Genomic DNA, 21,637 nt, shown 5'->3' with positions numbered 1-21,637 from the left:
TGCAGGATATGTATAAAACAAAAACGGCCCCGGCTTCAATGAAGCGGCAGAGCCGTCTATTATTATTTATAAATCGTCAAGTCGGCAGCTTTCACCATAGTTCATTCCAAATCCGTCCCGATCGGCGAACTCGCTTGGACTAAAAGAAGTGACGCCAGATGATCTGAAATCCGAATAGCTGCTCTAACGGCCAGCTGAGCCATTCCGCAATCGGATAGCGCAGCATGAACAAAGGCCCTAGCGTATAGCGGGAAAGCGGCGGAATGAAAATAAATAATAGGAAAATGTAAAGCGCCCACTGCTCGAATTTGCCGAAACTGCGGGACGCACGCTCCGGAACGACGTCATATAAAATACGGTATCCGTCAAGCGGAGGGATCGGCAGTAAATTGAATAAGAACAAAATGATGTTGGTGTAAATGTGATATCTCAGGAACGTCATCACGGCCATATTGACACCGTCGCTGGAATGCTCCAACATATGAAACTCATTAATGACGAACACTGCAGCAATGCCGACGAAGGCGAGCACCAGATTGCTTACGGGTCCCGCCGCCGTCGTTATGATGCTCATAAGCCGGGGCTTCCGGAAATTAGCCCGATTGACGGGAACCGGCTTCGCCCATCCGAAGCCGGCAATTACGAACAAGATCATCCCGAGCAAGCTGATGTGCTCGACAGGGTTGAGCGTTACACGGCGCAGCTGCTTCGCGGTCGGATCGCCAAGCTTGTATGCTGCGTAAGCATGTGCGAACTCATGCACCGTAAACGCAATAATGAGCACGAGAACGATGAATGGGAGCTGGTCCAGCGGGAAGGCGAATAAATTTTCCAACGACACGGCGGCTCACCTACTTCTTAACGGCAACGAACACGACCCAATCCGAATCGGTGTGCTTGCTCTCGATTTCAAACCCCGCGGCTTTAAGGGCTTCCTCAATAACCGCTTCCTTCGCCGTAATAATCCCCGACACGATGTACTTGCCCCCGCTCGGCAGCACCTGGGCGACATCGTCGATGAACAGCAAAATAATTTCGGCGAGAATGTTCGCCACGACAACCTGCACCGGCATCTTCACGCCGACGCCTTCTCCTTCGCCGCTATCCTTGAGCGCCTGCAGCAAATCGCTGTGACGCACCGTCACCGCATCGTCCAAGCCGTTGAGCCGCACGTTCTCCGTTGCGCTCGACACCGCTACCGGATCAAGATCCAGCGCAAGTACATGACCGGCTCCCAGCTTCGCCGCGGCGATCGCAAGAATGCCCGAACCTGTACCAACGTCGATGACGTGATCGCCGGGCCGGATCACTTGCTCCAGCGTCTTCAGGCACAGCGACGTTGTGGCGTGCGTACCGGTGCCGAATGCCATTCCCGGATCCAGCTCCAGGATGATTTCGCCTTCCGACGGCTCATACGGCTCCCAGGTAGGCTTAATCGTCAACCGGTCCGTTACCCGCAGCGGCTTAAAATATTGCTTCCACGAATTCGCCCAATCCTGCTCGTCTACGACGCGAACCGAATATTCCGGCTGCCCGATATCGATCTGGTAGTCCGGCAGCTCAGCCACGCGCCGTTTCAGCTCCGCCAGCACCTCATCAATGTCCGTTCCTTCCAGGAAGTAGCCCTGCAGGACGGCTTCACCTTCCGGAATGTCGTTCAGCGGCGTCTCATACCACTGACCGAGCGACGTATCGCGCGGCTTGTTCAGCGTACCCGATTCTTCAATCGTGACGCCGCCGGCCCCGAGCTCGTGAAAAAAATTCGAAACCATCTCGACCGCTTCCTCGGTCGTGTGGACGGTAATCTCAACCCATTTCATCTACACAGCCTCCTATATGTACATGCAACTCCGCCTATTGTACACTATCTGCCCAAGCAAAAAAAGAAAGAGCTACCGAAGCAGCTCTTCTACGATTTGTTGCACACTTACCGTTTGCCAGCGCTCCGGGAGCTCGGATTCCCCCGAGCAAAGCGCGAGCTTGTAGCCGGGCACGAACGCATACCGGCGGAAGCTGTACGGCGGCTCTCCTTGCGGCATCCAGGCGGTCACCTGACCGCCGGGTTCGACGCGCACGGTGAAGCTGTCAAGCCGCAGCGACAGGCCGTGTCCATGGCACTTAATGTAGCTCTCCTTCAGCGTCCACAGATCGTAAAAATACTCTTCCTGTTCATGTGGAAGCTTATCGGCGAGATCCCGCTGCTCCTGCCTGCTGAAGAAGCGGTGCGCCACCGACAAGTCGACCGGCTGCATCCGTTCCACATCGACGCCGACCGGCTGTCTCGCAACGGCGCACACGACCCACGAGCCCGAATGCGACACGTTGAAATGCAGCTCCGGCGCACCCACCACATACGGCTTGCCATAAGCGCTCGATCCGAATTCGATGCGGTTCGGAGCGATGCCAAGCCGTTCGCCGACCGCGGTCCGGGCCAGCGCTTCGCCGACGAGCGTCCGCCAAGCGTCGTCCCGGCAGCGGAACGCCGCCGCCTTCGCCTTCTTCTCGGGGGACGCTGCCTCAAGCAGTTTATCGAACTCGTCGTAATTGCGGTTTGGGGATAAAGAGACAGCTAGCAGACTGACGCTCAATACCGCTCACCCTTCTCATCCTCATAGATGGAACGAATCAGTGTCCGTTCGAAAGGTACGCCTTGCGGCGTTTGACCGGCCACATCAACGGTCACGTTATATACGCCGCTGCCGTGTCCGGAAGGCAGGCCGATCTCATCCTGCGCGTTCGCTGTTTCGTTTACGACCAGATTACGCGTTTTACCCTTCTGCTTGTTGTCTTGCGCAGGCGCCAAGCTGACGGAGTAACGCAGCTTTGTCTGTTGTGCCGCAAGACCCTTCATCTCCACTTGCACCTTATCATTGCTGCCGGCCTTCTTCGGCTTCAGCTTCAGGCTGCGGCCAAGATCGGAATCATACTGAACCGTCAGCAGGTATGCGCCGGATCGTTCGCTCGTTGCTTGGACAGTCCACTCACCCGACTTTGGCTTCTTCACTTCAGCAGTATGAATCCATGCGCCTTTGAAGATGCCTTCCTGATCCTGAGCTGCGGAAACTTTGACTTTCCGCGTTTTGCCGTCCGGGTCGGTCAGCTCTAGCTCGGACAGCTGCTGATCGCTCATCCACGTCAGCTTGATGCTTCGCACATCGTTCTCGACGAGAAACTTCTCTACCGCTTGACCGTTATGGCTGCCGCCGCGTACGAGCACATCGCTCGCCTCTTCCGCCGCCGAAGCCTCCGCTCTTGCCGAGGATTCGACGTCTGCAGCCGCGATCGCTACCGCACGGCCGTCGTCCTTCGCCGCCGGGGCAAGCGCCAGGGTGTTCGTCGTCAAATACGGCTTGAACAAGCTGAACGTGCTGGAGCCGTTACGGATCGTCTGGTGGCTCCATGCACCGACACGTACCATCGTGCCTTTCGGAATGTAAGAATTGGCGACAGTCACGACACCGTCATTCGGTCCGTAGAACGATAAGTACAGGCCGCCGGCAAAATGCGCTGCCGTACCGGCATTCCAGTCATTTCCCGCGAACGTGAAAAACTTGTTCTTGCTTGCGTTGACATGCGAATCCGTGATCGAGCGGAAGTATTTCATGTACGACGTTTGCATCGAGTACGCGCCGTCGCTCTGGTACCCGATCAGCTGGGCGAGCCAGCCGGCCCAGGAGCTGTACGCCAAATCGGCGAGCTGGGAGCCGTAGTGCGGCGAGCTAAGCGTAATCACATTGGATACGTACGGATATGCGTTGTAATGAACAAGTGCTGTTTGCGTATCGACGCCGCCTTTACTGTGAGCGACAACGACGATTTTTTTATTGTAATGCTTGGAAATCTCGACGATGCGGTCGGCCAATATTTTCCCGTTATCCCACATGCTTTTCGGCGTGCCGGCGGAATCGTACAGCTCGACGAATGCGGTCTGATATCCGTTGTTATAGGCGGTTTGGTACATGTCGCTCTCGTTGTACCACATACCGGCGTAGCTTGTTAAGCCTTGCACGAACAATACGATAGGAGCATTCGGGTTCAAGTTCGGAGGAGTAGCGCCCGGCGCCCACGTACCCGGCACTTTCGACAAGTTGGGGTTGGGGGCGGCGGCATAAGCCGGCGTAATGGCGACAGACAGCATTAGCAGCAGCGACAAGAGCAGGAATACGGCTTTTTTCTTCAAAACAGACACTCTCCTCGAAAATGGTTATGCGCTTATACGAGAGCAGGCTCCAGCGCTCCGAGCTTCTCCAGGCTTTCACTCACGGCTTGTTTGAGAATGCGGCAGCCGGTCTCGAGCTCGGCATCCGAAATCGTCAGTGGGGGCATGATCTTCAGAACGTTGTCGTGACGGCCTACCCGCTCAATGACAAGGCCGAGTTCATAGCAGCGGGTAGCGATTCCTTTGGACAGCTCATGCGGACCGGCGGCGGACACGTCGACACCCCATAGCAGGCCTGCACCCCGGATGGCAATCCGATCACTCAGCGGTGCGATTTCCTCCTGCAGGAACCGCTCGACCCACGCTCCCTTGCGCAGCGTCTCGGCTTCCAGCAGAACTTCCTCGCGGTATTCCAAGGCGGCCTTCGCGCCGACGAAGGCAAGCTGGTTGCCCCGGAACGTCCCGGTATGCTCGCCCGGCCGCCATGCATCCAGCTCTCTGCGGAACAGAACGAGCGACATCGGCAAGCCGAAGCCGGAGATCGACTTGGACAGTACGACCAAATCCGGTACGATCTCGGCCGGCTCGAAGGAGAAGAACGGACCGACGCGGCCGCAGCCGACTTGAATATCGTCGACGATGAGCAGGATGTCATGCTTGTCGCACAACGCCCGCAGCTGCTTCAGCCACTCGACCGGAGCGAAGTTCAAGCCGCCCTCGGCTTGGATCGTCTCCACGATTATTGCAGCCGGCTTCGAAACGCCCGAATGATCGTCTTCAAGAATCGAATCGATGTAGCGGATCGTATCGAAGTCAGCGCCGGGACCGCCGCAGGGGAACGGCATGAACGTGACGTCGTGAAGAGCGACGCCGGCAGCTTCGCGGTGAAACAGATTGCTGGTAGCCGACAATGCGCCGAGCGACATGCCGTGAAAGCCGCCCATGAACGCAAAGATGCCGGATCGTCCTTTCACTTTCCGGGCCAGCTTCAGCGCCGCTTCCACCGCATTAGCGCCGGTCGGACCGCAAAACTGCACTTTGTAATCCAAAGCGCGCGGAGCCAGAATGAGCGATTCGAACGTTTGCAGGAACGCCTCTTTCGCCGACGTATACATATCCAGACCGTGGCTGATGCCGTCTTCCTCCAAATACTGGATCAACCGGCCTTTGATATAGTCGTTGTTATGCCCGTAATTCAGCGCACCGGCGCCCGCGAAGAAATCGACGAACGCTCCGCCCGTTTGCGAAAAGAGCTGCGCCCCCTTGGCCCGCACGAATACATCCGGAAACGACCGGCAATACGATCGTACGTTGGCTTCCAGTCTCTCGAAGGTGTTCATCAAGTACCACTCCTATTCTTTATATGGCAGTAAATATTACCGGGTCGTTAGACGAGCTCTCTTGCAGCAGCGGAAGCTGCAGCGACTGCAGGCTGCCGGCCGGTTTGCGTACGGATCGCGTCCAAGACGGCTTCCGTCACAGCCGGAACTTGATCGTTCAGGAAAAAGTGGTTGCCCCGGAACATGCGGACTTGGAAAGCTTCCTTCGTATGCTCCTTCCAGCCTTGCAGCGATTCCGGACTCACACCCGAATCTTCCGTACCGCCAAGTACCGTAATCGGACAAGGCAGCGTCTCACCCGGAGCGAAGGCATACGTATCGCAAACGGAGAAATCGGCGCGAAGGCGCGGCAGCAGCAGCTGCATCAGCTCGCGGTTTTGCAATATTTCCTCCGGAGTTCCTTGCATGTTGCGAATTTCTTCAATGAATTGTTCTTCAGGCAGATTGTGAAGATGAGGTCTGGTTGAGGGAAGCTGAGGAGCGCTCTTGCCTGATACGATAAGATGTACCGGACTGACGTGGTGAGTGTACCGCAGCCTGCGGGCCGTCTCGAATGCGATCAGGGCGCCCATGCTGTGGCCGAAGAAAGCGAATGGCAGTTGAAGCAGCGGAGTGATCTCCCGGGCAATCGTTTGAACGACCGTGTTCAGCGATTCGATCGGCGCCTCCAGAGCCCGGCTTTCGCGGCCCGGCAGCTGGACGGGAATAACGTCGATGTCATGCGGCAGATGGCTCCGCCACTGGCGAAACACCGATGCCCCGGCACCGGCATATGGAAAACAAAATAACCGCAGCTTCGCCGAAGTGCGTGGTTCCGCACCCGGAAACCACGAATACATGCGTGAATTCGTCATTTCCCTCGCTCCCATAATGTGTATATTTAGGTCTTTTTTACAGCCAATGACGATTATATAAATTTTGTAACTCGGATGAACATAAGCCAAGTGTACTATTTTATTCCAGCTCGACTTCCCGACGGATCGACTTCCATCATCTCCCTAATAAAGTAACTCTCAACTATTAGCACAATGTTAGAGGTTTCTAAAAGAATTGTGGACGAAACGGACGCTTTTATGAAGTTTTCGTGAAGGTCATAACGCTGGGATATGGTGGAAATTGTTGCTGGGCGAGGGTTTTCCGACGGTCAATTGAATAGAGCGAGGTCTATGAAATGTGAAGAAAAATTAATATGATAGAAAACTGAACGGTTAACGACCGGAAGCCCGCTAGGTCTTTGTACCTTGGAATAAGCTGTTTGAAACAGCTTCACGCACAGAAAATCCCGACCCGCTAACCAGCGGACCGGGATCGTAAACGGAATCGATCATACATGAGTGTGCTCCGGCTCAACCGTGTCGATCGCGGGCGTTTCGACCGAAGGGTGCCCGCGGTACACCGGCTTGTCCGGCTGCTGCTCCTCGGCATACTTGAACCATGCCCGCAGCACCTCGTTCGTCTTGGAAGCGCCCTTCGTGAATAAATAGTGGCCTTCGTCGCGAATGACGGCGCGCTTCGCCAGAGGCAACCGGCGCAGGATGAGCTCCGAATATTTACGGTGAAGCTCGTCATGCTCGCCGTACATAACCAGCAGCGGGCTGGAGATATAGTGCAGCCTGTCGGTGCAGTTGAACAGATGGCTGGCCCGGTAATATTGGCGGATATTATCGATATTACCGTGCTTTGCGTGGCGGTACAAATTTTTGAACGTGAGTCCCATGTCCGCATTGCCGTAGCTGACGCCAAGGTTCAGCAGCCGGATAAACAGCGGCATGGACAGGAACTCGGCGCCAATCAGCTTTGACTTCAGACTGATATCTCTGACCTCGGACATACCGCTTGCGACAACGCCTCCGATAAAACGCGACGGCGCCTCAAGCAGCGCCTCAAGCGCAATCGCGCCGCCGGCCGAATAACCGCATACATAAGCTTGATCGATGTCCAGCTTGTCCAGCAGCGCGATCATATCGGATACGACGAGCGGGATCGTTACTTCTTCGTCCGAATGGGCGCTGTAGCCATGCCCCCGGATGTCGAACGTAATGATTTTATATTCATCGGAGAGCTGCACTTGCTGATACCGGAATATCGCCGAATTCAGCAGCGGCGGGTGGATGAAGATGACGGGTACGCCGGAGCCTTTCGCATGATAGTGGAGCTCCGTCCCATTCACATGAGCAATAGGCATCTGATCGTTACCTCCAATGTGTTGGTATGATTACGTCATCCCGCCGCTTTGCTCGATTACGCTCATCGCCTGCTCATAAACCGACTCGTTGACGACGGCGGTCAGCAGAATATCGCGGCCGGTGACCGGATGAGCGCCGCCGTCGCTCATGCCGGAAGCGGCCGGCGAAGCGGCGGCGAGAATCGCTGCGTCCCGCGAATTGAAATTCGCATTCAGCGTCAATGCTCCCAGGCCGGGAAAATCGCTCGTCAGCGGATTCATCACATGATCGACGCCCATATCGCTTTCGCTGGGATAAGGGCTGATCCGGTCGATTTGAATCGTCTCCACCCGCAACGCTTTCAGCTTGGAGGCGACGCCTTCCGCTTGCTCCGGACTTTGAAAATAGGCCAAAATCGCTCGTTCGCTCACGTCAGCTTCCACCTCCTACGGGTTTTCTTGCCGAGCATCCGCTTCATGCGCTCGTTCCAACGCTTCCAAATCGTCTTCATCGGCCATATCCTTGGCAAACTCGACGTCTTCGTTTTTGCCGATCGGCAGTTCGCGGTTGTTGTCGCTCATTCGGAAACACTCCTTCTTTGCTAAGAATACATCTAGTGTCTGTAGACCCGCGAAAATTATGCCAGTGTCATCAGCAAAAGCCAAAAAGGCCTCCCTGCTTCCCGTAACCGGGCTGCAAGGAGGCCAAGCTTTATCTGAAATAACTATTCCCCTAGAAACGCTTTCTTCATCCGTTCGAATATCGATTGGCTCTGCTCGTGCGTATGCTCCCCGCTGTCTTTGGCCAGCTCGCGGAGCAATTCTTTCTGATGCTCGGTCAAATTCGTCGGCGTCACGACGACGACCTTCACGTGCTGGTCGCCGGAGCCGTAGCCGCGCAGACGGGGCACCCCTTTGCCCTTAAGGCGGAAGTACGTGTCCGTTTGCGTGCCGGCCGGAATCTTCAGCTTGACCTTCTCGGTCAGCGTCGGAATTTCGATCTCATCGCCGAGGGCGGCCTGCGCGAACGTCAGCGGCACCTCGCAATAAATATCGTCCCCTTCGCGTTCAAAGAAGTCGTGCGCTTTCACGCGAATGACAACGTACAAATCACCCGGAGGTCCGCCGCGGGTTCCCCCTTCGCCTTCGCCGGAAACGCGCAATTGCGCGCCGTCGTCGACACCGGCAGGAATCTTGATATGAATCGTCCGCTGCTTCTTCACTTTGCCCGTACCGTGGCAAGTGCCGCACTTGTCCTTGATGATCTTGCCCTGGCCGTTACAGTTCGAGCAGACGCGGCGGTTGACGATGCGACCAAACGCCGTGTTCTGCACGACCTCCTGCTGGCCGGTGCCGCGGCAGACGGAGCATGTGTCGGGATGCGTACCCGGCTTGGCGCCGGAGCCGTGACAAGTGTCGCACGTCTCGGTACGCGGAATATGGATGTCCATCTCCTTGCCGAACACCGCTTCCTTGAACTCGATCGTCAAGTTATACTGCAGGTCGCTGCCGCGCTGCGGCGCGTTCGGGTTGCGGCGCTGCTGGCCGCCGAAGAACATATCGAAGATGTCGCCGAAGCCGCCGAAGTCGGCGCCCATTCCGCCGCCGCCCATTCCTTGATTCGGATCGACGTGGCCGAAACGGTCGTACGTCGCTTTCTTCTGATCGTCGCTCAGTACGTCGTACGCTTCCTTCACTTCTTTGAATTTCGTCTCGGCGTCCGCCGCTTTATTCACGTCCGGATGGTACTCGCGGGCCAGCTTGCGGTAAGCCTTCTTAATATCGTCAGCCGAGGCGTTCTTGGATAGGCCAAGCACCTCGTAATAATCGCGTTTGCTCATGCTAAGTCTCCACTCCCAATGGTTACGCGCATGTGCGGTTTCGTTCGCCCTGTTCGCGTAGAGTAAGAGCCGCGGCTGCCCGCGGCCCTACCTTGTACCTTACACGGATTATTTCTTGTCGTCAACGACTTCATAGTCGGCGTCGACCACGTTGTCGCGCTTCGGCGCTTCGCCTGCGCCCGCACCCGCGCCGTCGGCTGCACCGCCTGCCGCGCCTTGCTGGGCCCCGGCCTGCTCATACAGCTTCACGGACAGCTGCTGCACGATTTCCGTCAGCTCTTCCGTCGCTTTCTTGATCGCATCCAGGTCGTTGCCTTCGAGCGCTTGCTTCACTTTATCTTTCGCCGCATTCGCTTTGTCGATCTCGGATGCGTCGACCTTATCCCCAAGGTCTTTAATCGTCTTTTCGGTCGTGTATACGAGCTGATCCGCCTGGTTGCGGACTTCCACAAGCTCCTTGCGCTTGCGGTCCTCCTCGGCGTGAGCCTCGGCATCCTTCATCATGCGGTCGATCTCTTCCGGAGTCAGGCCGCCGGAGGACGTGATCGTAATTTTTTGCACCTTGCCGGTACCCTTATCCTGAGCGGATACGTTTACGATGCCGTTGGCGTCGATGTCGAACGTAACTTCGATTTGCGGGATACCGCGCGGCGCAGGCGGAATGTCGCCCAGCATAAAGCGGCCCAGCGTCTTGTTGTCGGCCGCCATCGAGCGCTCGCCTTGCAGCACGTGAATCTCTACGCTCGTTTGATTGTCCGCGTATGTCGAGAACACCTGCGACTTCGAGGTCGGAATCGTCGTGTTGCGGTCGATCATTTTCGTGAAGACTCCGCCTGCAGTTTCAATTCCGAGCGACAGAGGAGTCACGTCGAGCAGAACAACATCCTTCACGTCGCCGGTCAGAACGCCGGCCTGAACCGCAGCGCCGATGGCCACGACTTCGTCAGGGTTCACGCCCTTGTATGGCTCTTTGCCGAGCAGGCGCTTGATTGCGTCTTGTACGGCAGGAATCCGCGAGGAGCCGCCGACGAGTACGACTTTGTCAATCTGGTTCGGCGACAAGCCGGAGTCGGACAGCGCTTGGCGCGTCGGACCCATCGTGCGCTCGACAAGATGAGCGCTGAGCTCTTCGAACTTGGCGCGAGTCAGGTTCACTTCCAAGTGCTGCGGTACGCCGTCTACGACAGTGATGAACGGCAGGGAGATTGTCGTCGTCAGAACGCCGGACAGCTCCTTCTTCGCCTTCTCCGCCGCATCCTTCAGACGCTGTACGGCCGCTTTATCCTTGCTTAAGTCGATGCCCTGCTCCTTCTTAAATTCAGCTACGAGGTAATCGATGATGACTTGGTCGAAGTCATCGCCGCCAAGGCGGTTGTCGCCGCTCGTTGCCTTTACTTCGAAGAAGCCGTCGCCGAGCTCAAGAATCGATACGTCGAACGTACCGCCCCCGAGGTCGTAAACGAGAATGGTTTGATCCTTGCCTTCGTCTTTGTCCAAACCGTACGCCAGCGCAGCAGCCGTAGGCTCGTTGACGATACGGAGCACTTCGAGACCGGCGATCTTGCCTGCGTCCTTCGTCGCTTGACGCTGGCTGTCGTTGAAGTATGCAGGAACCGTAATGACCGCCTGCGTAACCGGCTGACCGAGGTAAGCTTCCGCATCGGCCTTCAGCTTCTGCAGAATCATCGCGGAAATTTCCTGCGGCGTGTAGTTGCTGCCGTCGATGGTTTCTTTATGGTTTGTACCCATATGACGCTTAATCGAGATGATGGTCCGATCCGGATTCGTGATCGCTTGGCGCTTTGCCGTTTCACCGACGATGCGCTCGCCGTCCTTCTTGAAGCCGACGACCGAAGGGGTCGTGCGGTTGCCCTCCGCGTTCGGGATGACGACGGGTTCGCCGCCCTCCATGACCGCTACGCAAGAGTTCGTTGTCCCTAAGTCGATGCCTATCACTTTACCCATGGGGTTAATCCTCCTTTATATAATTGCACGGCTGTTGGCGTCCGCGTCCTTTATTAAACGCTGACCTTGACCATGGCCGGACGAATGACTTTATCTTTCAGCATGTAGCCCTTCTGCAGCTCTTCGACGACGATGCCTTCGCCATGCTCCTCCGACTCCACCTGCATAACCGCTTGGTGCAGCTCCGGGTTGAACGGCTGGCCGACCGCTTCGATCGGGGTCAGGCCTTCCTGCACGAGCACCTGGTCGAGCTGACGGTACGTCATTTCGATGCCTTTGAGCAGCGCGTCAAAATCCCGCGTCTCCTTGCTCGTCGACAGCGCCCGGTTGAAATTGTCGACAACCGGCAGGAGCTGTTCGATCAGCTTCAGCGATGCGTACTTGGCGAAATCCTCTTTCTCCTGACGCGCGCGGCGGCGGAAGTTATCGAAATCGGCCTGTGTGCGCAGGAAACGCTGGTAGTTGTCGTCCGCTTGCTTGCGCAGCTCGTCAAGCTCCTTGTTATCGGTAGCTTCTGCAGTCGCTTCGGGTGCGGCTTCGGCCGCAGCTTCGTCCGTCTGTGCCGCCTCATTAGCTTCAGTCTGCTCGGACGCTTGTGCCGTCTCCGCTTCGTATGTAGCGTCCTCACGCTTTTGATCCGTACTCAATGTGTTCACCCCCTTAAATTAGTTCGCTGTATATACAAGGTCACGGGCGCAGAGCATCCGTAACCATTGTTCCCAATTCAGGTGAGGCTCAAGCCTCTTCGCCGGCGGACGGCGATTTCATTTTGATCACGGTATGAATCCGCAGCACGGCGGCGGCGATTTCGCCCGCCGCTTGCAGCGCGTGCAGCTTCACCTCGGTCGGGTCGAGCACGCCCGACTCGATCATATCGGCCAGCGAGCCGTTGTCGCAATCGATGCCGATCGCGTCGGTGCGGCCGCTCAGCTGCGCCGCCTTCAGCTCCTCCACCTTCTCGAGCGGGTTGAAGCCGGCGTTGGCGACGATCTGCGCAAGCGGCTTCCTGAGCGCTGCGGCGACAGCGTCGATGCCGAAACCCTCCATGCCCTTGACCGTGTCGCGCAGCCGGTCGAGCTCGTAGGCGACGGCCATCTCCACAGCGCCGCCGCCGGGCACGTAGCCGCCGCGGACGGCGGCCTGCACGGCCGCGGCGGCGTCCCGCGCAATGCGGGAGCGCTCGCCGACCGCATCGCGGGTCGCCGCGCCGACGAGCAGCGTCACGGCATCGCCGGCCCCGCCGGCGATGCGCACGTGGCGCAGCCGCTCGTCGTAGCGCACGCTGCGTGCCGCGCCGAGCAGCGGCGCCAGCTCGGCGGCGCTGCGCCGCAGCGCCGTGCGCTTCACCGGCCGCGCGCCGGTGTACGCGGCCAGCGCCGCGAGCTCCTTGCGCGTCACGCGCTGGAGGAGCACGATGCCCCGGTCGGCGCAGAACTGCTCCGCCTCGGGGCCGGCGCCCCGCTCCGCCGCGATCAGGCCGACACCAAGCTCCTCGAGCTTGCCGAGGTCGGCCGCAAATCGCTCGCGGAGCTCCACGTACCGGCGGAAGCCCGCTTCGCTCGCCAGGGCTTCCTCCTCGATGCGCTCCGGCTCGAGCGCATCGGCGAGCACGAGCACGCCCGCCCCGGCGGCGGGCGGCTCGCCCGTGTGGCCCGGCTGCCCGCGCAGCAGCAGGCCGGGCCACACCTCGCTGTCCGCGCCCTCATGGGCGCGGACGCAGTCGGCGAGGCGGAAGCCCGCCTCGCTCAGCCTCGCGGCGCCGACGCGGCGCGCCGCCTCCACGACGAGCGCGGCGATGTCGCTCTGCTCGCGCCCGGCCGTGTAGGCGATCCGCTCCAGCAGCGGATCGTCCACACCCGCGAGCGGCCGCGCCCGCTCGCGCAGCAGCTTTGCCGCATGGGCGACGCCCTGCTGCAGGCCGGCGACGACCTTGGCGACGGGAACGCCCCGCGTCACCCGGTCGACGCCTTCGGCGACCATCGCTCCGGCGAGCACCGTCGCCGTCGTCGTGCCGTCACCGATATGCTCCTGCTGCGACTGGGCGACCTGAATCATCAGCCTTGCCGCCGGATGCGACACATCCATATGCTCGAGAATGGTGACCCCGTCATTCGTAATGATGACCTTGCCGCCGGGTCCGCCGACCAGCATCGTATCGAGTCCCTTCGGCCCAAGCGTCCCTTCAACGGCGGAGCAGAGGGCGCGAACGGCGGCCGCATTGTTGCGAAGCGTAGCATACTGGTCTTCACCGTCCGGCGATCCGGGCTTCCATTGCGACATCCGCGCCACTCCTCCCTTCTTTAATAACCGTTAGCCGTACCAGCGTCTGAGGACGACGGCCAAATTTTTCGAAACGTGATCCAGCAGCGTCATCACTCGTGCATATTCCATGCGGGTCGGGCCCAAAATACCGATCGTGCCCAAATATTGATCGCCGATCGAGTACGTCGCCGTAATCAACGAGCAATCGTTGACCGCCTCCATGCTGTTTTCGGTGCCGATCTTCACCTGAATGCCGTTCTGCTGCTCGGAGTGGACGAGGCGGATGATCGACGGCGGGGCGTCGAGCAGATCGAGCAAGCTCTTTACCTTGTCGACGTCACGGAACTCCGGCTGAGTCAGCATATTCGTCGTTCCGCTCAAGAAGACGCGGTCCTCCTCGTCGTGGCTCACGACCTTCTCCAGCTCGCGCAGCAGCCGGTCGTGTCCGGATGCGTAGCGGCTGAGCTCGGAGGCTACTTCGGTGTACAGCTTTGTGCGAAAATGAATGAGCGGCACGCCCTGCAGCCTTGCATTCAATATATTAACGACCTTCTCCAGCTCACCCATTGTCAAGCCGGGCGGGATCGTAAACGTCTTATTCTCCACTTGCCCCGTATTGGTCACGATAATCGCGACCGCCTGCGTATCGTTCAGCGGAACGAGCTGTACATGCTTCAGCGTCGTGCTGAGCACTTCGGGTCCGACGACGATCGACGTGTAATTCGTCAAGCTCGACAGCACCGAAGCCACATGCTGGATGACCTGCTCCATCCGGTCGATCTTCTCGGCAAAAAACAGCCGGATGACGTCCAGCTCCTGCGGCTGAAGCGTACCGTGCTGAATCAAATGATCGACGTAGTAGCGATAGCCTTTATGCGACGGGATACGGCCCGCCGATGTATGCGGCTGCTCGAGAAACCCCATCTCTTCCAAATCGGACATTTCGTTACGGATCGTGGCGGGGCTGAACCCAACGTTGCCGCGTTTAGAAATGCTGCGGGAGCCGACCGGCTCTGCGGAACGAATATAATCATCGACAATGGCACTTAAAATCATACGCTGACGCTCCGACAACATGGGCATGACCGCCTCCTTCTCTGATTCGTTAGCACTCTGTTAAGATGAGTGCTAACCGCTACCACAAAAATAACAGACCCGAAGGCCTGTTGTCAAGTTGGTTCGCACCGTTTCGGGCGCTATATACCGCCGTTTGTCACCCGCTGAAGCTCTATATGTCGGTCCGCCGGAGAACGGCGATTTCGTCGCAGGCGTACCGTTTTTTACAGTGATTGCAGTCCTTCCAAACTTTCTCCGGAAATACGTCCTTCGGCATGATCGTGAAGCCGTTGCGCAGGAAGAAGGACACTTCGTAGGTGAGCGCCATGACTTTGGCTACGCCCTGCAGCTCCGCTTCCTTCACCAATGCGGCGATCAGCTCTTTGCCGATGCCGAGCCCTTTATGGCCATCGGTAACCCCAAGCGAGCGAATCTCGACGAGATCCGGCCCGAGCCGGGTGAGCGCTCCGCAGCCGACGAGCTCTTGATCGATTTCGGCCACGATGAACGTATCCAACTGCTCCTGCAGTGTTTCCTTCGAGCGCGGCAGCATAATCCCCTGCTCCGCATAGCCTTGTATAATACGATACAGCGTATCGAGGTCTGATTCCGTTGCCTTGCGGCAAGCTACCGTCTGAGTTGTCACCGGAGCACCCACCTGTCTTTACAAAAAATGCAGCCCCGTACGCCATATGCCGCTATCAACGGTTTCGCCGGGGACCTATGAATAAATATACAACAGTTCGTATATTTTGAAAAGAAAAAATTACAAAGCGCCGACGAACTCCGCAAACACTTCATTGCCCAGCAAAAGGCCCTTCTCCGACAAGCGGTAGCCCGCCTCCGTCGTCTCCAGCAGCCCTGCCTTCAGCAATGTATTCAGCTTCGGCCCAAATGTGACGTCGAGCGAGGCTCCGCCGAACTGCGCAGCGAAATTTTCCTTGCTTACGCCCTCCAGCAATCGCAGCCCCACCATCATGAAGTCTTCCATCGCTTCGCTCTCCGAGACCGTTTCCGTCTCCAGTACCGGCAGCCCTTGCGCCGCCGCGGCGATATATTCGGCGATCCCTTTGACGTTGATGTGCCGCTGCCGGCTGACGTAGCCGTGCGCTCCCGCGCCGAGGCCGTAGTAGCTTTCGTTGCGCCAGTACGTCGTATTGTGGCGGCTTTCCTTGCCGGGTCTCGCGAAGTTGCTGATTTCGTAGTGACGGTACCCTTCCTTTTGCAGTCTGTCGATAATCATCAGAAACATCTCGACTTCCTCTTCCTCGCTCGGCAGCGGAAGCTGTCCCTTCTGATATAACGTGTGGAAGAGCGTGTTCTCCTCCACCTTGAGGCTGTACAAGCTGTAGTGCTGCAGATCGAGCTTCAGCGCCGCCTCCAGCGACTCCCTCATGTGCTGCGTCGTTTGCCCCGGCAGGCCGAACATAAGGTCGATCGACAAGTTATCGAAGCCGAGCTTTTTCGCATTTTCCAGGCTCCGGTATACGTCGTCCGTACTGTGAATGCGCCCGATGCGCTGCAGCAGCTCGTTGTTGAACGACTGGACGCCGAACGAAATCCGGTTCACGCCGCCGGCCTTCATGACCGCCAGCTTGTCCTCATCCGTCGTACCGGGATTCGCCTCCATCGTAAATTCCACATTCCCGTTGCTCGGGAAATAACGACGCACCATCGCCAGAAACCGCTCCATCTGGTCCGGCAGAAGCACCGTCGGCGTGCCTCCTCCTACGAAAATCGTCTCGATGTCCTGCGGCGGTATTTGCCGGACCGTCAGCTCCATCTCCCGCTCCAGCGCATCCAAATAATCCGCTACCGGCTGACCTTTCAGCACATAGGAATTAAAGTCGCAATAGTGGCATTTATTCGTGCAGAACGGGATGTGGATGTAGACGGATTTGGGAGACGGGCTAAGCGGATGAAGCCGGCTCTCCGTCTGCTGCTGTTGCTGTTGCTGTTGCTGTTGTTGCATTCGGTGTATACCTCCGTATGAATCGGCCTAAGCCGTGCCTGGTCCGGTCCGATTTCTTCATTGTAATGGGTGTGTATGACTTGCAGCATGTTATCGGTACATGGTCTCAATCAGCATATTAGATATCGAACATCATACTAGGAATGGGCCATATAAAACAAATAAAGCCAAGAGGCGCGCCTCTGGCTTCGGTTCATGCAGTTGGAGCGGAAGACGGGAATCGAACCCGCGACCCTCGCCTTGGCAAGGCGATGCTCTACCGCTGAGCCACTTCCGCAATCAAACTTATGTGTTTCATACTATACAAAATTCTTTCCAATTTGTAAAGGGGGATTTGTCTGGCCTAGTTGAATGACATATCGCAATGGTTTATTGTGAAATATGTCAGTTAATTTATTTGTAAGTAGTCTATTCATAGAATCGAGGCTGAACCATGAAGGTAAAACGAATTGTCGCAAACATTGATACTCAGGATATTACAGCAGCTAAAAGCATTTACCAGGACGTGCTCGAACTCGATATACTGATGGATCATGATTGGATCAGGACATACGGCTCACCCGAGGTGGAGCAAGTTCAAATCAGCTTCGCTTCTCAAGGCGGCTCCAACACCCCTACGCCTGAACTGTCGATTGAAGTTGACGATGTCGATGCTGCGCTTGAACGCATGAAAAGTGCTGGATTTACGATAGAGTACGGACCTGCAGATGAGCCTTGGGGAGTACGGCGTTTCTATGTCCGCGACCCGTTCGGCAAGCTGATCAACATCCTTGCGCATAGACATAAGTAAAAATATTAACTTAAATTAAGGAGGATCACATGAGCGAATTTACTTATGGAAACTTAATTCGTTTTGAAAATAAAACACTATTGCTAAAATATCTTTCCGCCGGGACTCCCTATATTCAGTTGAATGATGAGTGGCTTGCATTTTTTACCGAAGAAGACGGTGAACAACGATCGTCTGACTTTGTGAAGAAGCTTTCGGAACATTGTCCTATTTTATACTTTTATAATTTAGAAGATCATTTTTGGGGCTTTGAGATATTACATCAAGGTGATTTGATGTCCTCATGTCATTTCTCATACGACCTTGAGTCTGAACTATTATTCGATATTGCTAGAGATAGATTTCCGGATAAAGGAGAAATAGCGGGATTTCTTTTTAACAGCAAAGAGGGTCAGGACGCCTACGAGCAAATTCAAGCTGAGTTAAGGGACCCAGTTGTGTTCGAACGTGAGGTAAGAAAACATTTTGAAACCGTATGCGCCGATGATTTCCAATTATTTGGTATTAATGAAGAAAGTATCGACGAGTTACACCAATTATTATCCGCAGATACATACTTAAATAGGGAATTTGATGCTATTGACCGCTTCAAGAATGTACTGAATCTTAATGAAATGAGTTGGATTCGTTTTGAAAGAACCGAAGATAGGGATAACGTTGAATATGTGTAGCATTTAAGTCCGCACCTTTTATTGTTGCCCTGGAGATGAAGCTATAAAATGAATAACAAGTTGAAGCTAATAACGAATCCTCCTCATGGCGAAGATGAATTTGCATGGGATCAGGTTTATTTTGATGTTGGTGCCAAAGTTTTTATTTTAGAATTTTATCAATGGGGATAACCTGCATTCTCTCTCGGTTCAAATCGAAAGTTCGTTAACTGGAAAGCCAACATTTGACCCCCTATTGCTGGAACCTATGTACTATTTTTAGTAGGAACTTGATAAAGGAGTGAAAATATGAACCGTGTCATTTTGTTTGATCTGGGTTCGCAAGATCCGGAAGGGGCAGAACAGTTTTATGCCAAAGTGTTTGATTGGAACATAGGGAAACCCAATTGGGATTACTGGCCTGTAACGACTGGATCGAGTGATTTACCTGGCATTGACGGTGGTATTTCACGAGCCCCGAAGGATGTTGCACAACGAGTACAAATCACCATTCAAGTGAAGTCCATTGATGAAATCATTTCAAAAGCCGTAGAAAACGGTGCAAAGCAAGATACGGATAAAATGGACTTCGGTGATTTTTTCCTTGCCTATTTGTATGATCCACAGGGTATACGTTTCGGTCTGATCCAATACAAGAGCTGAATACTAATTAGGCCGCCGGGGGTCAACATCGGTGGCCTTTGCTATGCAATAGATAGTCTAGCGTAAATACAGAAAGTCAACATCACTGAATATACTGAGAGGTTCCTGAACTTTTCCGCGAAAGAGGAGTAAGGTCAGGGGCTACGATCAGAGCTAAGCCGCCTTATTGAGCCATTGCGCTCACATGGTGGCTTACATAAACCCTGTTGTCATTTCAAGCATAACGGTCAAAATTGTTATCGTACCGTCATGAAGGTGTCTGCTTAACCAAAACGACCTGAGACGGCTCTGGATTTGGAGTAATCGGCGGTCTGGTACGTACGATTTCCCCGCACGATGGCTGCTCCTCCATTGACCTCTTGCATCGAGGTTTCGGAAAGCTCTTGTTGCAGATCGGATAGCTCGATGTCTGTGCTCTCGGCTTGCGCCTCTTGGGAAACGGATTGTGCAGGACATCGATTCGCTAGCCTATCTCCCGAATGGGGGTAAACCGGTCCGCTCTGGCTGGAATTGTTTTCAACGAACCGAAGATCAACGGCTAAACGGAATTCCTCCCGCTAATTCAGCTACATTCTTCAATAAAAATAATTTAGCGGGAAAAGCTCCATCTAGTTTCTGCAAAAACGCCATTGTACCGGGAAATATACAAATGTAAGCGGAGCCATTCCAGTTATTTTTCACAATCTCGGCGATTCTCCCGATGTAAGCGTAACATTTCCAGCAAGCTATCAGATCCTCCCCCCCAATCCCCAACTACCGTTCTCCCGAAGCAGCCAAGCCGAGTTAACAAACGATCGAAAACTAGCTGCCGCACCCCCTCAAATGTCCCTCGTGAGCATAAAATACCGCGAATCCGGCATAAACAGGTGCTCAACAGCTACCGCCACAGCCGTACAAAAATGATTTACTGCCTTCAACCGGAGATTACCCAATCAATCGTTCTCTACGGTTCGATCTTTTCCTTATGGACTACCGGAACAGCAAGCAAGCCCGCACCCACCGGCGCTATGCCGATGAAACACGGGCTCACCCAATTACTTGTGCATAATCAATCCTTCAAATTGGACGTCGAATTGCACGGTACTGCCGTTAGGCGACGGGCTGTACGCATGCACTTGGATCTTGGAGCCGTTCATCTTCGGCGTGTCGAGTCCGAGCGTTCCGAACGTTTCGTTAGCTACTTGCGAGATCGTCAGTGCCGTGCCGTTCCAGCTTACCTTGTAGATCGATACGGATCTGGCGTTGTCGCGGGTAGCCGTGACGTACAGCAAGCCTTCCGCGCCTTTGCCGAGAGAGAATGCGTCCAGCCACGGCGTATAGCTCGATGCGACCGTGCCGCTGAGCAGTCGCGATTGATCGCGCAGCGGAATCGGCAAAGTGACCGTCGCATTCAGTCCGATGTCGCCCGAGCCGTTGTCGAACAGCGAATTGCCGGAAATGTACCAGCCCTTGCTCTGGCCGTCGACGAACAAGCCATACCCCGTATTGTCGCGGCTGATGTTGTCGGTCACCTTCAGGCTGTGCGGCGAACCGACGACGTGCAGTCCGTGTCCCTGGTTGGCTGTTGCGATATTATCGCTGACGATAATATCTGCCTTCCCGTCGCCGCTCACCTTAATCCCTCCGCCGCTGGCGGTAACGGTATTCCCTGTGATCGTCGTATTCGTCGCCTGCGTCCCTTGCGCATATTCCAGATGGATGCCGTAATCGTTCGCCCCCCGGATGCTGTTCCCCGATACCGTAATGTAGTCGCCGTCGATCACATAAATACCGGAGTTCAGCACCAAATCCGGATCGTTCTCCACCCCGTTAATAATATTGCCGACGATCGAGATATGCTTCGCTTCGTCCTCGATATGGATCGCTTCGTATCGTGCATTCTCGATGATGTTGCCGGTAATCGATACGTGCGTAGCGCCGGCGACACCGATCCCGAAACCGCCTGCCGTACCGGAGCCGTATGCCGCAGGAACGGACAAGTAATTGTCGGCGATAATGATGTTCGCTCCCGCCGTATAGGTCGAACCCGGATGATTCAGCTCAATCGCATCGCTATAAATATTGATGAATTCATTATTGACGATCCGCACATCGCGGACATCGGTCGCTTGATGGTTCGTCAGCACAGCGTAATTCACTTCTTCGAAATGGTTTCCCGTCACCTCGATATGCTTGACGCCTGTTGCATTAATGTTAACGGATTGGGCATACCGGCCCGTAAACCGGTTGTCTTGAACATCGATATCGCTGGAATTCATGCCGAAGTCGATGCCGATGCTTCCGCTCGACTTATTGTTCTCAATCCACAGCTCCTCGAACACGATCTTGCTCTGACCGGGCTGAATCGCGAATACGGCATAGCTGTCCCCAACGTCGGCTTTGCTGATCTTCGCCTGGCTGCCGAGCAGCTTTGTGTTCGAATATACTTTCAGATCTTTGCTCGTCACGTACGTTCCCTTCGGAAAATATACGATCCCGCCGCCCGTCGTGCCGGCCGCATCGAGCGCCTTCTGAATCGCAGCGGTATCGTCGGCCGTATCGCTTCCGTTCGCGCCATAGACCGAGCTAGTCACATCAAAGACGCGAATGGACGCGGCGGCATCAGCGGAAATGTGAACCTTTTTCTTTTCTTTACCGTCCGGGTGCCTATCCTCAATACCTTTGTTTTCGTCTGCGGCGGAAGCTATTCCGGCAGGCACGGCAACGGTCGACAGCATCGCCAGCATGGCGAGCAGCATTTTCAACTTCATCCAACTCTCTCCTTTATTCGTAAGA

General features: G+C 55.6%; 21 protein-coding genes and 1 tRNA gene. 4 read left to right on the top strand and 18 right to left on the bottom strand.

Annotation, left to right across the window (positions count from 1 at the left end):
- Positions 1-139: 139 nt before the first annotated feature.
- From ACFFK0_RS06210 to ACFFK0_RS06130, 17 genes are all read right to left on the bottom strand, one after another.
- The gene (locus ACFFK0_RS06210; protein ID WP_377469114.1) at positions 140-841 is read right to left on the bottom strand and encodes a site-2 protease family protein; all 702 of its coding nucleotides are present in this window, start codon (positions 839-841) and stop codon (positions 140-142) included.
- Between the two features lie 10 nt (positions 842-851).
- Positions 852-1,820, bottom strand: a complete 969-nt coding sequence (gene prmA / locus ACFFK0_RS06205) for a 50S ribosomal protein L11 methyltransferase (protein ID WP_377469113.1) — start codon at positions 1,818-1,820, stop codon at positions 852-854.
- A 72-nt stretch (positions 1,821-1,892) separates the two neighbouring features.
- Complete coding sequence (locus ACFFK0_RS06200; protein WP_377469112.1) at positions 1,893-2,588, bottom strand: 4'-phosphopantetheinyl transferase family protein; 696 nt, start codon at positions 2,586-2,588, stop codon at positions 1,893-1,895.
- The gene (locus ACFFK0_RS06195; RefSeq protein ID WP_377469110.1) at positions 2,585-4,180 is read right to left on the bottom strand and encodes an esterase/lipase family protein; all 1,596 of its coding nucleotides are present in this window, start codon (positions 4,178-4,180) and stop codon (positions 2,585-2,587) included. The genes ACFFK0_RS06200 and ACFFK0_RS06195 overlap by 4 nt, the downstream gene beginning before the upstream one ends.
- 32 nt (positions 4,181-4,212) lie before the next feature.
- Positions 4,213-5,499, bottom strand: a complete 1,287-nt coding sequence (gene ectB / locus ACFFK0_RS06190; protein WP_377469108.1) for a diaminobutyrate--2-oxoglutarate transaminase — start codon at positions 5,497-5,499, stop codon at positions 4,213-4,215.
- A gap of 47 nt (positions 5,500-5,546) precedes the next feature.
- Positions 5,547-6,353, bottom strand: a complete 807-nt coding sequence (locus ACFFK0_RS06185; protein ID WP_377469107.1) for a thioesterase II family protein — start codon at positions 6,351-6,353, stop codon at positions 5,547-5,549.
- A gap of 470 nt (positions 6,354-6,823) precedes the next feature.
- Entirely contained in the window at positions 6,824-7,684 is an 861-nt protein-coding gene (locus ACFFK0_RS06180) for an alpha/beta fold hydrolase (protein WP_377469106.1), read from the bottom strand.
- Between the two features lie 30 nt (positions 7,685-7,714).
- Positions 7,715-8,095: a hypothetical protein gene (locus ACFFK0_RS06175; protein ID WP_377469105.1), complete on the bottom strand. Its 381-nt coding sequence runs from the start codon at positions 8,093-8,095 to the stop codon at positions 7,715-7,717.
- A gap of 15 nt (positions 8,096-8,110) precedes the next feature.
- The gene (locus ACFFK0_RS06170; protein WP_377469104.1) at positions 8,111-8,245 is read right to left on the bottom strand and encodes a YfhD family protein; all 135 of its coding nucleotides are present in this window, start codon (positions 8,243-8,245) and stop codon (positions 8,111-8,113) included.
- Between the two features lie 143 nt (positions 8,246-8,388).
- Entirely contained in the window at positions 8,389-9,504 is a 1,116-nt protein-coding gene (gene dnaJ, locus ACFFK0_RS06165) for a molecular chaperone DnaJ (RefSeq protein ID WP_377469103.1), read from the bottom strand.
- 108 nt (positions 9,505-9,612) lie between these two features.
- Positions 9,613-11,469, bottom strand: a complete 1,857-nt coding sequence (gene dnaK, locus ACFFK0_RS06160; RefSeq protein ID WP_377469102.1) for a molecular chaperone DnaK — start codon at positions 11,467-11,469, stop codon at positions 9,613-9,615.
- Between the two features lie 53 nt (positions 11,470-11,522).
- Entirely contained in the window at positions 11,523-12,116 is a 594-nt protein-coding gene (gene grpE / locus ACFFK0_RS06155; protein WP_377469099.1) for a nucleotide exchange factor GrpE, read from the bottom strand.
- Between the two features lie 88 nt (positions 12,117-12,204).
- Positions 12,205-13,749: a TCP-1/cpn60 chaperonin family protein gene (locus tag ACFFK0_RS06150; RefSeq protein WP_377469098.1), complete on the bottom strand. Its 1,545-nt coding sequence runs from the start codon at positions 13,747-13,749 to the stop codon at positions 12,205-12,207.
- 30 nt (positions 13,750-13,779) lie between these two features.
- On the bottom strand, positions 13,780-14,808 hold the full coding sequence (hrcA, locus tag ACFFK0_RS06145) for a heat-inducible transcriptional repressor HrcA (protein WP_377469166.1): 1,029 nt from the start codon (positions 14,806-14,808) through the stop codon (positions 13,780-13,782).
- 151 nt (positions 14,809-14,959) lie between these two features.
- On the bottom strand, positions 14,960-15,433 hold the full coding sequence (locus ACFFK0_RS06140) for an N-acetyltransferase (protein WP_377469096.1): 474 nt from the start codon (positions 15,431-15,433) through the stop codon (positions 14,960-14,962).
- Between the two features lie 120 nt (positions 15,434-15,553).
- Positions 15,554-16,759 (bottom strand): radical SAM family heme chaperone HemW, encoded by a 1,206-nt coding sequence (gene hemW, locus ACFFK0_RS06135; protein WP_377469094.1) that lies wholly within the window; start codon positions 16,757-16,759, stop codon positions 15,554-15,556.
- Between the two features lie 202 nt (positions 16,760-16,961).
- Positions 16,962-17,036, bottom strand: a tRNA-Gly gene (locus ACFFK0_RS06130).
- Positions 17,037-17,192: 156 nt separating this feature from the next.
- On the opposite strand from ACFFK0_RS06130, the gene ACFFK0_RS06125 reads away from it, so the two are divergent.
- The 4 genes from ACFFK0_RS06125 to ACFFK0_RS06110 all read left to right on the top strand — a co-directional run bounded on the left by ACFFK0_RS06125 (position 17,193) and on the right by ACFFK0_RS06110 (position 18,862).
- Positions 17,193-17,549: a VOC family protein gene (locus ACFFK0_RS06125; protein WP_377469093.1), complete on the top strand. Its 357-nt coding sequence runs from the start codon at positions 17,193-17,195 to the stop codon at positions 17,547-17,549.
- 29 nt (positions 17,550-17,578) lie between these two features.
- A complete protein-coding gene (locus tag ACFFK0_RS06120) occupies positions 17,579-18,220 on the top strand; it encodes a hypothetical protein (RefSeq protein WP_377469091.1) in 642 nt (213 codons plus the stop codon).
- A gap of 48 nt (positions 18,221-18,268) precedes the next feature.
- Positions 18,269-18,391 (top strand): hypothetical protein, encoded by a 123-nt coding sequence (locus ACFFK0_RS06115; RefSeq protein WP_377469090.1) that lies wholly within the window; start codon positions 18,269-18,271, stop codon positions 18,389-18,391.
- A 117-nt stretch (positions 18,392-18,508) separates the two neighbouring features.
- Positions 18,509-18,862, top strand: coding sequence for a VOC family protein (locus ACFFK0_RS06110; RefSeq protein ID WP_377469089.1), 354 nt, complete (start codon positions 18,509-18,511; stop codon positions 18,860-18,862).
- A 1,034-nt stretch (positions 18,863-19,896) separates the two neighbouring features.
- Here ACFFK0_RS06110 and ACFFK0_RS06105 read toward each other — a convergent pair.
- The gene (locus tag ACFFK0_RS06105) at positions 19,897-21,612 is read right to left on the bottom strand and encodes a right-handed parallel beta-helix repeat-containing protein (RefSeq protein WP_377469088.1); all 1,716 of its coding nucleotides are present in this window, start codon (positions 21,610-21,612) and stop codon (positions 19,897-19,899) included.
- Positions 21,613-21,637: the final 25 nt, after the last annotated feature.

The organism is Paenibacillus chartarius (assembly GCF_042432825.1).
GTDB classification, from domain to species: domain Bacteria; phylum Bacillota; class Bacilli; order Paenibacillales; family NBRC-103111; genus Gordoniibacillus; species Gordoniibacillus chartarius.
The sequence above is the reverse complement of the archived record's forward strand: the minus strand, read 5'-3'. Positions and strand labels throughout refer to the sequence as shown.

Excerpts from the sequence above, each read along its gene's own strand:
- prmA (WP_377469113.1), bottom strand. The coding sequence starts at position 1,820 with ATGAAATGGGTTGAGATTACCGTCCACACGACCGAGGAAGCGGTCGAG.
- ectB (WP_377469108.1), bottom strand. The coding sequence starts at position 5,499 with ATGAACACCTTCGAGAGACTGGAAGCCAACGTACGATCGTATTGCCGG.
- ACFFK0_RS06185 (WP_377469107.1), bottom strand. The coding sequence starts at position 6,353 with ATGACGAATTCACGCATGTATTCGTGGTTTCCGGGTGCGGAACCACGC.
- ACFFK0_RS06180 (WP_377469106.1), bottom strand. The coding sequence starts at position 7,684 with ATGCCTATTGCTCATGTGAATGGGACGGAGCTCCACTATCATGCGAAA.
- ACFFK0_RS06170 (WP_377469104.1), bottom strand. The coding sequence starts at position 8,245 with ATGAGCGACAACAACCGCGAACTGCCGATCGGCAAAAACGAAGACGTC.
- dnaJ (WP_377469103.1), bottom strand. The coding sequence starts at position 9,504 with ATGAGCAAACGCGATTATTACGAGGTGCTTGGCCTATCCAAGAACGCC.
- dnaK (WP_377469102.1), bottom strand. The coding sequence starts at position 11,469 with ATGGGTAAAGTGATAGGCATCGACTTAGGGACAACGAACTCTTGCGTA.
- ACFFK0_RS06150 (WP_377469098.1), bottom strand. The coding sequence starts at position 13,749 with ATGTCGCAATGGAAGCCCGGATCGCCGGACGGTGAAGACCAGTATGCT.
- hrcA (WP_377469166.1), bottom strand. The coding sequence starts at position 14,808 with ATGTTGTCGGAGCGTCAGCGTATGATTTTAAGTGCCATTGTCGATGAT.
- hemW (WP_377469094.1), bottom strand. The coding sequence starts at position 16,759 with ATGCAACAACAGCAACAGCAACAGCAACAGCAGCAGACGGAGAGCCGG.
- ACFFK0_RS06125 (WP_377469093.1), top strand. The coding sequence starts at position 17,193 with ATGAAGGTAAAACGAATTGTCGCAAACATTGATACTCAGGATATTACA.
- ACFFK0_RS06120 (WP_377469091.1), top strand. The coding sequence starts at position 17,579 with ATGAGCGAATTTACTTATGGAAACTTAATTCGTTTTGAAAATAAAACA.
- ACFFK0_RS06115 (WP_377469090.1), top strand. The coding sequence starts at position 18,269 with ATGAATAACAAGTTGAAGCTAATAACGAATCCTCCTCATGGCGAAGAT.
- ACFFK0_RS06110 (WP_377469089.1), top strand. The coding sequence starts at position 18,509 with ATGAACCGTGTCATTTTGTTTGATCTGGGTTCGCAAGATCCGGAAGGG.
- ACFFK0_RS06105 (WP_377469088.1), bottom strand. The coding sequence starts at position 21,612 with ATGAAGTTGAAAATGCTGCTCGCCATGCTGGCGATGCTGTCGACCGTT.